This window comes from Ruegeria sp. HKCCD7303, assembly GCF_013111185.1.
Classification (GTDB): Bacteria; Pseudomonadota; Alphaproteobacteria; order Rhodobacterales; family Rhodobacteraceae; genus Ruegeria.
Genome location: NZ_WVRE01000002.1, coordinates 17,232 through 32,118 on the forward strand (window position 1 = coordinate 17,232; position 14,887 = coordinate 32,118).

Here is a 14,887-nt window from a genome sequence, read left to right on the forward strand (position 1 = left end):
GGGGTTGTGTCAGAGGTTTTGACCCGTGATAGCGGGATTGATAGATTGCCTCAACTGTCCGCCGGAAAGCTTTTGAACGAAAAGCTTTTGCAGCGCGGAGTGAAAGGAAAAGAATGAACGCCAATTCGGGAAACGAAAGCTCGGGCAATTTCATCTGGGGGGTGATTGCAGGGCTTGTTGCAGTATTGGGTGCAGGTGGCTTGTACCTGTCGGGCGTCTTCACCAACGCACCGGAACCTGACGCAAGCACACCGCAGGAAACTGCTTCCGTTCCAGCAATCTCAGAGCCAGCAGATGAGGCACCGAAAGAAGCGGAAGACGTTACTGCCGCAGAGCCGTCCAATCCGGATACTGCGTCGTCAGACGAAACACCCGCACCTGCTGAAGACCTGGCGGAGCAAGCGGAAGAACCTGCTGAAACGGAGGCCGCCGAAGTTGCAGGGGAAGTGGCTGCGCCTGCGCCGGTCGCGCCTCCAGTCCTGGATCAGATTTTTGTAGAAACTGACGGCACCGCGCTTCTTTCGGGTGACGCAGCACCCGGCAGTCAGATAGAAGTTCTGCTGAACGGCGAAGTCGCACATTCTTTTACCGTGGATGGCAGCGGTCAGTTTGCTGAATTTGTGACGATCCCCTTCAGCGACACCGCGCAGGGACTTGTGTTGCAAAGCACGGACGGGGCGCAAGCAACGCGATCCGACGACTATCTGATTGCCGCTTTGCCCAAACCAATCGAAGAAGAACCTGTTGCCGAAACAGCGCCCGAAGCCGAGCAGATCCCATCCCAGGACACGCAGGAGCAGGTGGCTGCAATCGAAGAGGTTCAGCCGGATTCTCATGCTGAGGCTGACGTTTCGGAACCTGAAACGTCAGAGCCCGAGGCCGAGACAGTTGAAACTGCTGAACTGACCGATGAAACCCCACAGCAGGATCAGCAGGTCGCCGTGCTGCGATCTGGCGAAGAGGGCGTTGAGCTGGTGCAGCCCCCGGTCGTGCGGGATACCCCACCCGAGCAGGTCGCACTGGACACGATCGGATATTCCGAAACGGGCGATGTGCAGCTGACAGGGCGCGTTCAGGATGGGGCCGCCATTCGGTTGTACCTGAACAATCGTCTGGTCGCGGATCTTGCCCCGGAACAAGATGGATCCTGGCGCAGCGATCTGGAGGGAATTGACCCAGGCGTCTACACGCTTCGGGTAGATGCGGTAAACACGGATGGGACGGTCCTTAGCAGGGTCGAAACTCCGTTCAAACGCGAACCACTTGACGTTCTTCAGGCTGCAACGGGCACGGCTCAGGCAGATACGCCTCAAGCGACCCCTGCAATCCGGTCTGTCACGGTGCAGCAGGGCGACACGTTGTGGGCCATCTCACGTGATCGATTTGGCGACGGGGTCTTATATGTGCGGCTGTTCGAAGCCAATCGTGACTTGATCCGCGATCCGGATCTGATCTATCCCGGGCAAATCTTTACAATCCCGGAATAATCAGCCCTTCTGGCCTTTTATGGGCAGAGGTCTAACTCTGACCGCAGACAAGGCACGTGATGAGACGCACATCTCCTAGGACTTCAGATGACATGGTGTCGGATAACGAACGCAGCTCGGGCTGGCGGACGATCCGCAAGGTTGCCCCATATCTATGGCCCGACGACGAACCTTGGGTAAAGCGTCGCGTCGTCATCGCCATGGGTATGCTTGTTCTGGCCAAGCTGATTGCGGTTTATACACCCATTTTGTATAAGGGCGCTGTTGACGCGCTGGCAGGCGAGGGTGTGCCGCCATTGGCGCTGGGCGCAGTTGGATTGACTGTGGCCTATGGTGTGGCGCGAATGATGACGGTGGGCTTTCAGCAATTGCGGGATGCCGCCTTTGCCCCCGTCGGACAACGCGCGTTGAGGGCGCTGGCGCTTGAGACGTTTCAGCACATCCACAACCTGTCGATGCGCTATCACGTCACGCGCCGTACTGGCGGGCTGAGCCGTATCATCGAACGGGGCGTCAAAGGGGTTGAGTTCCTGCTGCGGTTCCTGCTGTTCTCGATCGGGCCGCTTATTCTGGAGCTGATGCTGGTCGCCATCATCCTGATGTGGCTGTTTGATGTCTGGTATCTGGTTGTCGTCGCGGTCACGATTGGTCTGTACATCTGGTTTACTTTTGCCGTGACCGAATGGCGCGTGAAGCTGCGGCGTGAGATGAACGATCAGGACACCGAGGCCAACCAGCGCGCCATCGACAGCTTGCTGAACTTCGAAACCGTCAAATATTTCAACGCCGAAACCCGTGAAGCTGAACGGTATGACGTGTCGATGAAAGCCTATGCAGGGGCTGCGTTGAAGACGGCCTATTCATTGGCATTTCTGAACTTTGGACAATCGTTCCTGATCACCTGCGGTCTTATTGGGGTGATGGTTCTGGCCGCAATGGGTGTGCAGAACGGCAACCTGACCGTCGGCGATTTCGTCATGGTCAACGCCTACATGATCCAGATCACAGTGCCGCTGAACTTCCTTGGGACGGTCTATCGGGAAATCCGGCAGTCCTTGGTCGATATGGGTCAAATGTTCGACCTGCTTGAACAACCCGCCGAAGTTACAGACAAAGCCTGCGCGCCGAACCTGAAGGTAAATGGCGGCGAAGTCACGCTTGAGGACGTGCACTTTGGCTATGATCCCGAGCGTGAAATCCTCAAAGGCGTGTCCCTGACTGTCCCGGCTGGAAAAACCGTGGCCATTGTGGGGGCGACAGGGTCGGGTAAATCGACCATCGGGCGGCTCTTGTTCCGGTTCTACGACGTGACCAAAGGGGCGTTGAAGATCGATGGTCAGGACATTCGCGACGTGACCCAGACCAGCCTACATGCCGCCATCGGTGTCGTGCCGCAAGACACGGTGCTGTTCAACGACACGATCCGCTACAACATTGCCTATGGCCGCGATGGTGCCACCATGGACGAGGTCGAAGCAGCAGCCAAGGCGGCACAGATTCACGACTTCATTTACTCACTACCCGAAGGGTATGACACCAAAGTGGGCGAGCGTGGCCTGAAGCTTTCGGGTGGTGAAAAGCAACGTGTCGGGATTGCACGTACCTTGCTGAAGAACCCACCGATCCTGTTGCTGGACGAGGCGACCTCGGCGCTGGATACGGATACTGAGCAGGACATCAAAGATGCGCTGGCACGCGCGGGTGAGGGGCGGACGGTGATCACCATCGCGCATCGTCTCAGCACCATCGCCGAGGCCGATCAGATTGTGGTTCTGGAGGCGGGAGAGATCATCGAACAGGGTAAGCATGACGAGTTGCTAGCTCGGGGGCGCCGTTATGCCCAGCTTTGGAGCCGTCAACAAGCTGACGCCTTGGCATCCTAACCGGTTTTTTACTTTTGAGGGTGGCGCATTCCGGTCGGGTCAGGTTTGAAGCTGATCAACGCAAAACGGATAGGTCTGAAAAAGCAGACAGGAGGAGTAATGGAAGGATCGGAACTTGCTCGGCCCGAGATCAGAACCGTGCGCCGGGTGTGCCGAGAACATCTGACCATGGTCGGCCGCCAAAGTGCCTTTGCCACCGCACATGCTGCGGCGCATGTGGTGGACCAAAAGATACCAGGTGATTTCGTCGAGTGTGGAGTTTGGCGTGGGGGGAACGTCATCATTGCTGCCCGTGTTTTCATGCAACGTAATGATGTGCGAACTTGCCATTTGTTTGATACTTTTGCCGGCATGACGGAACCGACTGCCGAGGATATCGGACCGAACGGTGAGACTGCGATTGTAGAATTCGAGCGTCAAAAGACAGAAGAAGGTTCGACCTGGTGCATGGCTTCGCTGGAAGATGTCCAGTCCAATGTTGCGGCCTTTGATCTGAACCCTGACATGTTCGTCTACCGGAAGGGTGATGTGTTGGAGACGCTGAAAGATGAGGCCAACCTGCCTGAAACGATCTCGGTGCTTCGGCTGGACACGGATTGGCACGATTCAACCAAGCTTGAGCTGGAAACCTTGTACGCGCGCCTGTCCCCCGGCGGTATCGTCATCATTGACGACTACGGGCACTGGAAGGGCGCGCGCAAGGCAACGGATGAGTTTTTCAAAACATCCGGGTTTAAGCGCCCGTTCTTTTTTGGGCTTTCAAACGGCGGTGTTATTGGAACGAAAATCTGAACCATGGGGCATCACCTTTGAAAAAGGCGCGCCGACGGGCGCGCCTTTTCTCATTCCGCAGCCTTCAGGGGGTGCCCCGGTGGGTGTGGTTCTGAAGTATCCGCATCCGGGTTTTCGGAAGATGGGGTAGTGTCTGTATCCTCCCACACAATCTCGGTTGCTTGCATTTGACGGGCAGAGCGTCCAATGGCCATGTCCTGTGCAATCTGGCTTGATCGGCCCGCAGTTACTCGCGCCAGCAAGCGGCTGAGCCACACGGCATAAGTTGTCACCCAAACCCGCAACGCCAAAAGGGAAGGCGTCACGATAAGTGTAAGAACCGTCGCAATACCCAGACCAAAGACCACCGCTGTCGCCAGCTGTTTCCACCACAAGGCAGTCGGGCTGTCGATGGAATAGCCGCCATTGATGAAATCCAGCGAAAGACCGAACATCATGGGCGTCAGACCTGCCATTGTCGTGAGGGTGGTCAGCAGAACCGGACGAATGCGCGATTCTGCGGTTCGAATGATCGCCTCGATCCGAGGCATGTACGTGCTGTATTCTTGATAGGTATCGATCAGAACGATGTTGTTGTTCACCACGATCCCCGCCAAAGCCACGATGCCTGTGCCGGTCATGATGATCGAGAAGGGTTGTTCCATCACGATCATACCGATCAGAACGCCAGTGGTTGATAGGATTACCGCCAGCAACACCAGCACCGAATTGTAGAACGAGTTGAACTGCGCGAGCAGGATCACGAACATGAGCCCCAGCGCGCCCATGAAGGCGTTCACCAGAAAGGCACCGGATTCCGCCTGTTCTTCCTGATCTCCGGTCCATTCCCAACTGATAGAATTGGAAAACGGACCCGTTTCCAGCCATTCGGTCAGAACAGCAATCCGTTCATTTGGGTTGATCAACGCGAACTGTGCGTCTCCGCCCTCAACCGTGCTGATGAGTTGATCCACGCTATCGGCGCCGGTCAATTGAACCAATTCGTAGGACTTTCCGCCACCGCCGTTCAGGACCGTGCTGGTGGGGGTATAGCCTTCAGCAACTTCCCGAACCACGGCAAGACGGATGAGTTCACCATCGGGGCCTTCGGTCGTAACCTTGCTCAAACCTGGTTCAACGTCGGCTTTGACGTCGTAGTAGCGTTGTTGGTCAACCCGGTTGATCTCGGCCAGTTTGGCCACCGGCTTACGACTTACGAAATTCGACAGTGGCACCAAACCATCCGGAGTGCGGACCTTGAGCGTGTCCAAAGTTGATAGCACGCGATCTTCTTCTGGCAGGCGCACGCGAATTTCAATCTCTTCATCGTTGCTGTCCGGGCGCATCTCGCCCAGCAGAATACCGCGTGTCACCAACTGCACCATGGCTCCAACCGTGGCCACGTCAGCTCCGAACCGACCGGCCTTGGCGACATCCACATCGATTTGCCAGTCGATGCCGGGCAAGGGAAGGGTGTCTTCGATCTTGATCAGTCCCGGCGTGGTGTCGAAAACCTCGCGCGCGGTGAGCGTCGCCGAGGTCAGATCCTCCCACCCATCACCCTTTATGCGCAGATGCACGGGCTTTGCCGAGGCCGGGCCTTGTTCCAACGGCAGGATCTCGACAACGATGCCGGGGATCTCAGCCAGTTGCGCGTTGAGTTCGTCAATCACGAAGTCACCGTCAAATTCAGGCGCAACAAAGTGACGATCAAACAGGCCCCACAGAACAGATTCCGAGACGTTGGGACGGTCTTCCCAAGGAATGATCTCGAACTGAACACGGCCCACTGTATCGGCAGGTTCCTGAGCGCCCCCGTTGTTCTGGTTCAGACCGCCTTCGCCCGCGAAAGAAAACACGTTGATGACGGCAGGGTGGGCTGCGATCACATCCTCTGCCGCCAAGACCATGCCATCTTTTTCCGCAAGCGAGATGTTTCCCCGCGCGCGGACATAGGCGGTGGCTTGTTCCGGTTCGCTTTCCACGAAAAATTCGACGCCTCTGGATTCCTGCGGGAACCAGACGAAGGCAACGGTGTAGACGGCAAAGAACACTGCGGCCAACGACACGATAGGCATGATCGGATTGCCAACGAGGAACTTGACCACATGGCCAAATGGGGTGTGTTCATCGGCTGTGTGAACGCGCTCTTCCACTTTGCGTTCGATCCTGGCAGCGCTCAGGGTCACGGATCCTGCAAAGGCCCCGAACAGGAACAGAAGCGCACCAGCAATTGAACCGCCGGGTAGCAGGTAATCCGGGTTCAGGGTCTGCATCGCGCCCAGAAAGATCATGTACAGCGAAGGAGGCACCAGCACAGCCCGCAGCCACCACGGCGTGCGCGCGCGCAACCAGATCGACGAGCGGTCGAAGACGCGGCTTAGCCGCCCTGACACACCGCCCATGACCGGCAGGTAAATCAGCGCCACGATCAGCGACGCCGACAAAACAAAGATCAGCGTGACGGGCAGCATACCCATGAACTCACCCGGTACGCCGGGCCAAAACAGCATGGGCAGGAATGCGCAAAGCGTTGTCGCAGTCGACGACACGATGGGCCAGAACATGCGCTGCGCCGCCTCAACATAGGCGTGCATCGGTCCGACGCCCTGCTTGATGCGTTTATCGGCATATTCCACGACGACGATGGCACCGTCCACCAGCATACCGACCGCCAGAATAAGACCGAACATCACGATATTCGAAATGCTGACGCCCATAACCGCCAGGAAAGCAAAACACAGAAGGAATGAGGTGGGGATCGCGAAACCCACCAACAACGCAGCCCGCGTGCCCAGCGAGGCCAGCACTACGATCATCACCAGTGCAATCGCGGTCAGAACCGAGCCTTCCAACTGGCTGACCATCGAACCCACGATGCGGCTCTGGTCGTTGGACGTGCCCAGATCGACGGCGGCCTGAAGTTCAGGTGGCCACTTTGTTTTCGCTTGCTCGATGGTCTCTTTGACCTGAGCAACAGTATCGATCAGGTTGAAGCCCTTACGCTTTACCACTTGCAGGGCAACAGTTGGTTCACCGTTGAACCGGGCCGTACCGGCGCGGTCTTCGAAGGTGTAATTGATCTGCGCCAACTCACCCAAAGTCACAACCCGGTCGCCATTGACCTTGATCGGCAAGCCATAAACGTCCTGCGCGGTTTTGAACGATGACGGGATCTTGACCGAGAATGTACCCTGCGCGGTTTCAACTTCACCCGCGGCGATCAACTGGTTGTTGTTGCGAACCACATTGATCAGCTCATCTGCGGTGACGTTGTATGCCTCAAGCCGTAAGGGATCGATGACCACCTCGAGCATCTCGTCGCGATTGCCCGCGATACCAGCCTCAAGTACCGAATCCAGTGCCTCAAGCTCGTCCTGCAAGTCTTTGGCAACGCGGGCCATCGTGCGTTCAGGAACTGCGCCGGTCAGGTTGACGATGACGATGGGGAATTCTGAAAAGTTGATCTCGGTCAGCGAATACTGTTCCGCACCTTCAGGAAAATCCGCCTGCGCCGAATTCATCGCGTCGCGGACGTCGGCCATGATCGCGGTTTTGTCCCAGCCGAAATCAAACTCCAGCGCGACCCCTGCATAGCCTTCGGCGGCGGTCGACGTCATTTCCTTGAGGCCATCGAGATCCGCCAGTTCGGTCTCCATCGGCTTGATCAGAAGATTTTCGGAGTCTTCCGCTGAAATGCCGGGAAACTGTACCGAGACAAACAGGGCAGGGATTTCAATATCCGGCTCACCCTCTTTCGGCAATGAGACATAGGCAAACCCGCCGATGACCAACGAGATGGCGATAAACGCCAGGACCATACGGGCTCGATGCGCGGCCCAAGCAACAACGCCCGTCATTGTGATGCTTCCCGATAGGTGGGTTTCACAGTGACGCCGCGGGTCACAAACTCTTGCCCGACTACGATGATGTCAGTCGTTTCCGGCAGCCCGCCGATCCAGACACCTTCTGCAGTGTCGCGCAGAATTTGGACTGGCTTGAAGTCGACAATGTTGCCTGCGCCCACCGTGCGAACCCCCAATTGACCCTCATTGCTGAGCGTCAGCGCGGATTGCGGCAGCAGATGCGCCTTGGCGCCTTCGGCGGCGATTTGAATGGTTGCGGTTTGGCCGTCACGGATGGTCAGATCCGGGTTGGGGACAGTGATCTCTACCTCGAACGTCCGCGTTGCCTCATCGGCCGAACGGCTTAGGAACGTCACCCGCCCATTAAGTTGCCGCCCAGTGACCAAAGTTGCGGATGCCTCGGAACCGACAACCACGCGGTTGACCTCGGTCTCGGGCACAAAGCCCACCAGCTTGATCGGATCCAGCTGAATAACCGTCGCGCAGAGCGATCCGGGCTGCATCAGGCTGCCCAGCTCAGCGGTGTCGCTTTCCAGCAGACCCTTGAAAGGTGAGGTGATGACCACGCGACCGGCCTCGCGCTGTGCGGCCTCAACGGCCGCAGTTGCGGCTTCAATCCCGGCACGGGTGGCTTCCAATCCGGCCTCTGCCGACTTCACTCCGGCCTTGGCGGTGCTCATCGCGGCTTCGCTGGAAATCCGGCGGGTTTCCGAGGCAAAGCCTGTTTCCGCCAATTTACGCGATGCGGTCAGGTTGATCTCGGCCTCTGCCACCAGCGCATGCGCCTCCTGCAGGCGGGCTTCGGCCTCGGGGATACGGCTTTCGGCTTCAAGCTTGCCGGCCATAGCTTCGGCCAGTTGGGCCGGGCGTGTGCCGGGGTCAAGCTCGCACAGAATGTCACCTGCCTCGACAAAGGCACCTTTGCGCTTGGGTTCTGAGATGACGGTCGAAGTGGTTTCTGACAGAACTTCGACCTGGCGATTTGCTTTGGTCTGACCGCGGAGCAAAACCGCGCTGTCAATCTCGCGGGCTTGCGAACGCAGGGCGACAACACCCACTGCCGCGATGTCTGAAGTTTCCGCAGCGGCGGCCTCACCTTGCGTCGTTTCATCGCCTTCGCCACGCCCCGCGAAGGCAAACAGCGCATCGCGTTCGAATACAAGAAAATACAGAGCAACAATGACCAGAATGGCGTTGATGAATGAAATCAAACGCATACGGGGATTCTCCTAGAATTTTTTGCCCAAGAACGCGAGGCGCTCACTTTTCGAAATGGGACTTATGCTATGTCTTTTCTACACTGAACTGAATAGTTTGGTTCACTTTTTTTCGCAAGAGCAGTACCCGGCGGCGAAAATGTGCAAATTCGGACCCTTGGCTTGGCGTTGGTGCCGGGGTATGACATGGCGCACTTAGACAAGATATACAGCCCAGGGGGCACGGGATGAGCGACACGGACAGTTTTATTGATGAGGTCACGGAAGAGGTGCGCCGCGACCGAATGTATCTGTTATTGCGCCGCTGGGGCTGGGTAGGTGTGGTTGCCGTTGTGCTGATCGTGGGCGGCGCGGCCTTCAATGAATACCGAAAATCCCGCGATGCGGCGCAGGCGCAAGATCTAGGAGACTCGATTCTTGCCGCGCTGACGGAAAACGATTCCGACGCGCGTGTCGCAGGCCTGCAGGGTATCGGGGCGGCGGCTCCGGGCGGAGACGCGGTTTTGAACATGCTGTTGTCCGCCTCGCAGGTCGATGCCGGATCGCGCGAAGACGCGGTCAACAGCCTGAACGCGGTGGCCGTTCAGGGCGACTTGCCTGAAATTTACCGCGCGATTGCAAGCTTCAAAGCGTTGTTGTTGCAAAGCGACACACTTCCTGCAGCCGACCTTAGGCAACAGTTTGAGGCGCTGGCAGCGCCTGGCGCACCGCTGCGTCTGCTTGCCGAAGAACAGTTGGCCCTGATTGATGTGTCCGAGGGCAATGTCGAGGCTGCGCTGGATCGGTTGCAGGCGCTGCGGCAGGATGCTGAAGTCGGGATTGACCTGCAACAGCGTGCCGCGCAATTGATTGTCGCGCTGGGCGGGGAACCAGAACCCCTGGTGGCGCAACAAGGTTGATCGGGTGGTGAACAAAGACATTTTGACAGGCGAGTTCGGAATACCATGGTAACAAGACTATTCTCCCGCGTGGGACTGCCGGTCGCGGCACTGGCATTGACCGCTCTGGCCGCCTGTGAAGAACCCGAGACCATTCTGCCCGGTGAACGTGAAGACATCCGCCCCCTGTCGGATTTGGAAACTGTTGAAAGGCAGGGCTCTCAGCCCATCAGTCTGCCGTCGCAGCAGGCAAATGCCAATTGGTCGCAAAGCCCAGGAACTCCGGCCTATCGAACAACAAACGCCGCGCTGCGCGCGACACCGCAGCGGGTTTGGTCGGCCTCGATCGGTCAGGGGGACTCACGCAAGCAACGCATCACCGCCGAGCCAGTCGTTGCAGGTGGGTTGATCTATACGCTGGATGCAGGGGCAACGGTTTCAGCTGTCACACCCCAGGGCCAGTTGGCCTGGAACACGGATTTGATTCCCGCAAGTGATGGGGACTCGGACGCAACGGGCGGTGGAATGGCCTATGCCGATGGTGTTCTTTATGTCTCTTCAGGTTATGGTCGCCTGACCGCACTGGATGCGAGAACCGGTGCCATTCGGTGGCAGAAGCGTCTGCAAGCCACCGGCAGCGGCGCACCGTTGGTTAATGATGGCCTGCTTTATCTGGTGGCCGGAGATGAAACGGGTTGGACTATTGCCACCAAGGATGGACGTATCGCCTGGCAAATCGAAGGTACGCCGAGCGTGGGCAACGTGTTGGGTGCACCAGCGCCTGTGATCGCCTCGGATCTCGCTGTGTTCGCCTTCGGCTCGGGCGATATTGCGGCGACCTTTCGGCGGGGCGGTATCCGCCGTTGGAACGCATCGGTCGCCGGTGGACGCCGAGGGCGGGCCGCAGCCCAGATTGTTGACGTGACAGGCGGCCCGATGGTGTCGGGAAACACCATCTATATCGGCAACCATTCAGGCCGGACCGTCGCCTTTGACGTTGCGACGGGTGAACGTCGGTGGACCGCCGATGAGGGGGCCGTGGATGCCGTTTGGCCCGCAGGTAACAGCATCTTCCTGGTCAGTGACCGCAGCCAGCTGGTGCGTCTGAACGCGGCGGATGGCTCGGTTGTCTGGGCGCAGGATCTGCCGGGTTTCGTGAAAGACAAACGCGGCCGCCGTGGTCCGATCTTTGCGCATTACGGTCCGATCCTGGCCGGTGGCCGCATTGTGATTGCGTCCAATGACGGGTATTTGCGGTTCTTCAATCCGGTCAACGGAACACTGGTTCATCAGGTCGAAGTGCCCGGAGGCGCGACAACAGCGCCGGTTGTTGCCGGGCAAACGCTGTATGTCGTTTCGACCAAGGGTGATCTACACGCTTTCCGTTGACGGCAAGATGCGCTAAAGGGCGCATCTTGAGTCTTGAAAGTTGAGTATCATGTCGCTGACCCTCGCTATCGTGGGGCGCCCGAATGTGGGCAAATCCACTCTGTTCAATCGCCTTGTGGGCAAACGTCTGGCCCTGGTCGACGACCAGCCGGGCGTGACACGTGACCTGCGCGAGGGCGAGGGGCGTCTGGGCGATCTGCGCTTTACCGTGATCGATACGGCGGGGCTTGAGGATGCAACCGACGACAGCCTTCAGGGAAGGATGCGCCGCCTGACCGAGCGCGCGGTGGACATGGCCGATGTGTGCTTGTTCATGATCGATGCGCGCACGGGGCTGACCCCCACGGATGAGATGTTCGCCGAGATCCTTCGCAAGCGCGCGAAGCACGTGATTTTGGCGGCCAACAAAGCAGAAGGTTCTGCTGCGGATGCGGGAGTTCTGGAAGCTTATAATCTGGGGCTGGGAGAACCCGTGCGCCTGTCTGGCGAACACGGCGAGGGCATGACCGACCTTTATTCTCAGCTCATGCCACTGGCTGATGCGGCCGATGAAGCACAGGCAGAGGAAGCCCCCGAGACCGATATCGAACTGGATGAAGATGGCGAGGGTGAAACACCTCTGATCACTGCTGCCAAGCCATTGCAAGTGGCGGTGGTTGGCCGACCAAACGCGGGCAAGTCGACATTGATCAACAAGATCATCGGTGAAGATCGCCTGCTGACAGGCCCCGAGGCTGGGATCACGCGAGACGCCATCAGTCTGCGTGTCGACTGGGCTGATCCTGATGGTGACAGCACCCCGATGCGTATTTTCGATACAGCGGGGATGCGTAAAAAGGCGAAGGTTCAGGAAAAGCTTGAAAAGCTCTCGGTGTCCGATGGTCTGCGGGCCGTTAAGTTTGCAGAAGTTGTCGTGGTCTTGCTCGACGCGGCGATCCCGTTCGAACAGCAAGACTTGCGCATCGCCGATCTGGCCGAACGCGAGGGTCGGGCCGTAGTTGTTGCCGTCAACAAATGGGACGTCGAAGAGAACAAGCAGGAAAAACTGCGCGAGCTCAAGGAGTCCTTTGACCGACTTCTGCCGCAACTGCGCGGTGCACCCTTGATTACAGTGTCTGCGAAAACGGGCCGGGGGCTGGAGCGCCTGCGCGCCGCGATTTTGCGCGCCCATGACATTTGGAACCGCCGGGTGCCGACTGCTGCGCTGAACCGCTGGCTGACCGCGATGCTTGAACAGCACCCGCCACCAGCGCCGCAGGGTCGCCGGATCAAGCTGCGCTATATGACTCAGGCCAAGACCCGCCCGCCGGGCTTTGTTGTGATGTGTTCACATCCTGATAAGATGCCCGCCAGCTATACCCGCTATCTGGTCAACGGCCTGCGCGAGGATTTCGACATGCCCGGCACGCCAATCCGTCTGACTCTGCGTGGGCAGGGGGATAAGAACCCCTACAAGGGTCGCCGCAAGAAAAACGCGGGCGCACTGGCCAAGCATCTCAAAGGGCGCGCGTAACTGCGCCAATTTTCAGCGTTTTTGCTGCGAGGGCGTGACAGCGTCCGTTCTGCGCGCTAGCATTCACTAGTGTGCATTTGTTTTACTGCGCACGCTTGTACCGGGGCCAACGGGGCATATTTTTAGTTTATATTTAACCGGGCCATCGTGGGAGAGGGCTGGATGGATCTGAGGGAATATACACGGCAATACGCTGTTCAGGACAACAGGCTGGCAGCGCTTGGCTATTTTGGAACTTTTGCGGTGTATTTTGCATCGCTGGCGCTTGCGATTGGATATGTGGATCGCTGGTATGTCATGGTTCCCGCAGGCGCGGTCTTTGCCTTTTCGGCGGTGCGTCTTTATGTTTTGCAACATGATTGCGGCCATCATTCGCTGTTTGAGACGCGCCAGCAAAATGAATGGGCGGGGCATGGGTTGTCACCGTTTACCTTTGCGCCCTTTGAGGTGATGAAACAGAATCATAACCTGCATCACGCAGGGATCGGCAATCTTGAGCACCGCGAAACAGGTGAAATTCACACAATGACCCTGCGCGAATGGAATCAAGCTGATTGGAGCAAACGTCTGTTCTATCGGCTGTACCGCAACCCTTTCATCCTGGTGCCCGTTGGCGCGTTGTTCACATACTTCATCCGGTACCGCTGGCCTAAGAATACCGTTCGGTTTGGGGTGAAGGGCGTGTTGTTGCACAACCTGTCCATCGTTGTTTTTCTGGGGCTACTCTACATGATTGCGGGCGGCACCGGAATTCTGGTCTGGCTTGTGTTCTCGCTTTTGGGTGGAATGTTGGGGGTTTTCCTAGTCTATCTTCAACATAATTTTGAAGATACCTATTGGGACCGACGCCCGGATCTGGATCCGCAACTTGCGGCCCTACAGGGTTCATCCGCGCTTGATTTTGGATGGTGGTTCGATACGGCGGTTGCATGTATAACATTGCACGACATTCACCACTTTAACGCGCGCATTCCGTCTTATCGCTTGCGTGCGTGCCATTACAGCCTGCCGCCTGAATACACCCCGCGGCGTATCAAATTCCCCGAAGCAGTCGCAGCGCTGAACCTTAAGCTTTGGGACGAGGATACCAAACGTCTGGTGCCGTTCCCCAAAAAAGGCCGGACGGCTGATTTGGCCCATAGTTAAGCAGAGTTGCGCCATTTGGTGCCGCGGCTTGAAGCCTCGTATATCTTGTGTATATACGTTAAATCAGGGAGACAGAGAAAGGATCCGGAATGACCGCAGTGACCGATGTTAAAGGTGTGGGAGAGGCGCTTGCCGCGGCTTTGTCCGCGAACGGCTTTAAGACAGCCGAGGCGTTAGCGAAGGCCAAACCCGAAGATCTGGTCAAGGTTCCCCGGATCGGTTTGGCAAGAGCTGCCGTGCTGATTGCTGCGGCGAAAGATGCCACGGCTTCAAAACCAGCTGCGCGCCAGGTTCCGGCCCGCAAACCCGCCGCCCGCAAACCTGCTGCCCGCAAACCAGCTGCGCGAAAACCTGCGACGCGACGCCCAGTTGCACGCAAGACCGTTGCGGCCGCCGCTGCCGAGAAACGCGCCGAAGAGGCGGCGAAGAAGGCTGCAGAAGAGAAAGCAGCCGCTGACGCGGCCGAGGCCAAAGCCCGCAAAAAAGCCAAGGCCAAAGCCAAAGCTGAAAAGGCCGCTAAGAAACGTGCCGAGATGGAAGCTGCGTTTTCGAAAGCAAAGGATAAGGTGAAGGCCAAGTCCAAGAAGGACAAAAAGTCCAAAAAGGACACAAAGAAAAAAGATGCTGGCAAAAAAGACAGCAAGAAGAAAGATAAGAAAAAGGATAAGAAAAAGGCGAAGAAGTAAGACTTCCTCGCCTTCCCATCTTATTGGACCGGCTCCCGACTGGGGGCCGGT

At 57.7% G+C, this 14,887-nt stretch carries 10 protein-coding genes; 8 read left to right on the forward strand and 2 right to left on the reverse strand.

Annotation, left to right across the window (positions count from 1 at the left end; genetic code table 11):
- The first annotated feature begins 113 nt into the window (after positions 1-113).
- From GS630_RS04695 to GS630_RS04705, 3 genes are all read left to right on the forward strand, one after another.
- Positions 114-1,487 (forward strand): LysM peptidoglycan-binding domain-containing protein, encoded by a 1,374-nt coding sequence (locus GS630_RS04695; protein WP_171618740.1) that lies wholly within the window; start codon positions 114-116, stop codon positions 1,485-1,487.
- 92 nt (positions 1,488-1,579) lie between these two features.
- Positions 1,580-3,370, forward strand: a complete 1,791-nt coding sequence (locus GS630_RS04700; RefSeq protein WP_216599746.1) for an ABC transporter ATP-binding protein/permease — start codon at positions 1,580-1,582, stop codon at positions 3,368-3,370.
- Between the two features lie 99 nt (positions 3,371-3,469).
- Positions 3,470-4,162 carry a TylF/MycF/NovP-related O-methyltransferase gene (locus GS630_RS04705; RefSeq protein ID WP_171237825.1) on the forward strand — a complete coding sequence of 231 codons (693 nt, stop codon included), beginning with the start codon at positions 3,470-3,472 and terminating at the stop codon, positions 4,160-4,162.
- Between the two features lie 50 nt (positions 4,163-4,212).
- On the opposite strand, the gene GS630_RS04710 is transcribed toward GS630_RS04705, so the two are convergent.
- Positions 4,213-8,001, reverse strand: a complete 3,789-nt coding sequence (locus GS630_RS04710; RefSeq protein ID WP_171618744.1) for an efflux RND transporter permease subunit — start codon at positions 7,999-8,001, stop codon at positions 4,213-4,215.
- Entirely contained in the window at positions 7,998-9,224 is a 1,227-nt protein-coding gene (locus GS630_RS04715; protein WP_171179504.1) for an efflux RND transporter periplasmic adaptor subunit, read from the reverse strand. The genes GS630_RS04710 and GS630_RS04715 overlap by 4 nt, the downstream gene beginning before the upstream one ends.
- Before the next feature lie 227 nt (positions 9,225-9,451).
- Here GS630_RS04715 and GS630_RS04720 point away from each other — a divergent pair, with 227 nt between their 5' ends.
- The 5 genes from GS630_RS04720 to GS630_RS04740 all read left to right on the forward strand — a co-directional run bounded on the left by GS630_RS04720 (position 9,452) and on the right by GS630_RS04740 (position 14,836).
- The gene (locus GS630_RS04720) at positions 9,452-10,123 is read left to right on the forward strand and encodes a hypothetical protein (RefSeq protein ID WP_171618746.1); all 672 of its coding nucleotides are present in this window, start codon (positions 9,452-9,454) and stop codon (positions 10,121-10,123) included.
- Between the two features lie 45 nt (positions 10,124-10,168).
- Positions 10,169-11,491 carry a PQQ-like beta-propeller repeat protein gene (locus GS630_RS04725; protein WP_171179508.1) on the forward strand — a complete coding sequence of 441 codons (1,323 nt, stop codon included), beginning with the start codon at positions 10,169-10,171 and terminating at the stop codon, positions 11,489-11,491.
- Positions 11,492-11,540: 49 nt separating this feature from the next.
- Entirely contained in the window at positions 11,541-13,004 is a 1,464-nt protein-coding gene (der, locus tag GS630_RS04730; protein WP_171234539.1) for a ribosome biogenesis GTPase Der, read from the forward strand.
- A 162-nt stretch (positions 13,005-13,166) separates the two neighbouring features.
- Entirely contained in the window at positions 13,167-14,150 is a 984-nt protein-coding gene (locus GS630_RS04735) for a fatty acid desaturase (RefSeq protein WP_171179512.1), read from the forward strand.
- Positions 14,151-14,239: 89 nt separating this feature from the next.
- Positions 14,240-14,836, forward strand: coding sequence for a helix-hairpin-helix domain-containing protein (locus tag GS630_RS04740; protein ID WP_171618748.1), 597 nt, complete (start codon positions 14,240-14,242; stop codon positions 14,834-14,836).
- Positions 14,837-14,887 lie beyond the last annotated feature (51 nt).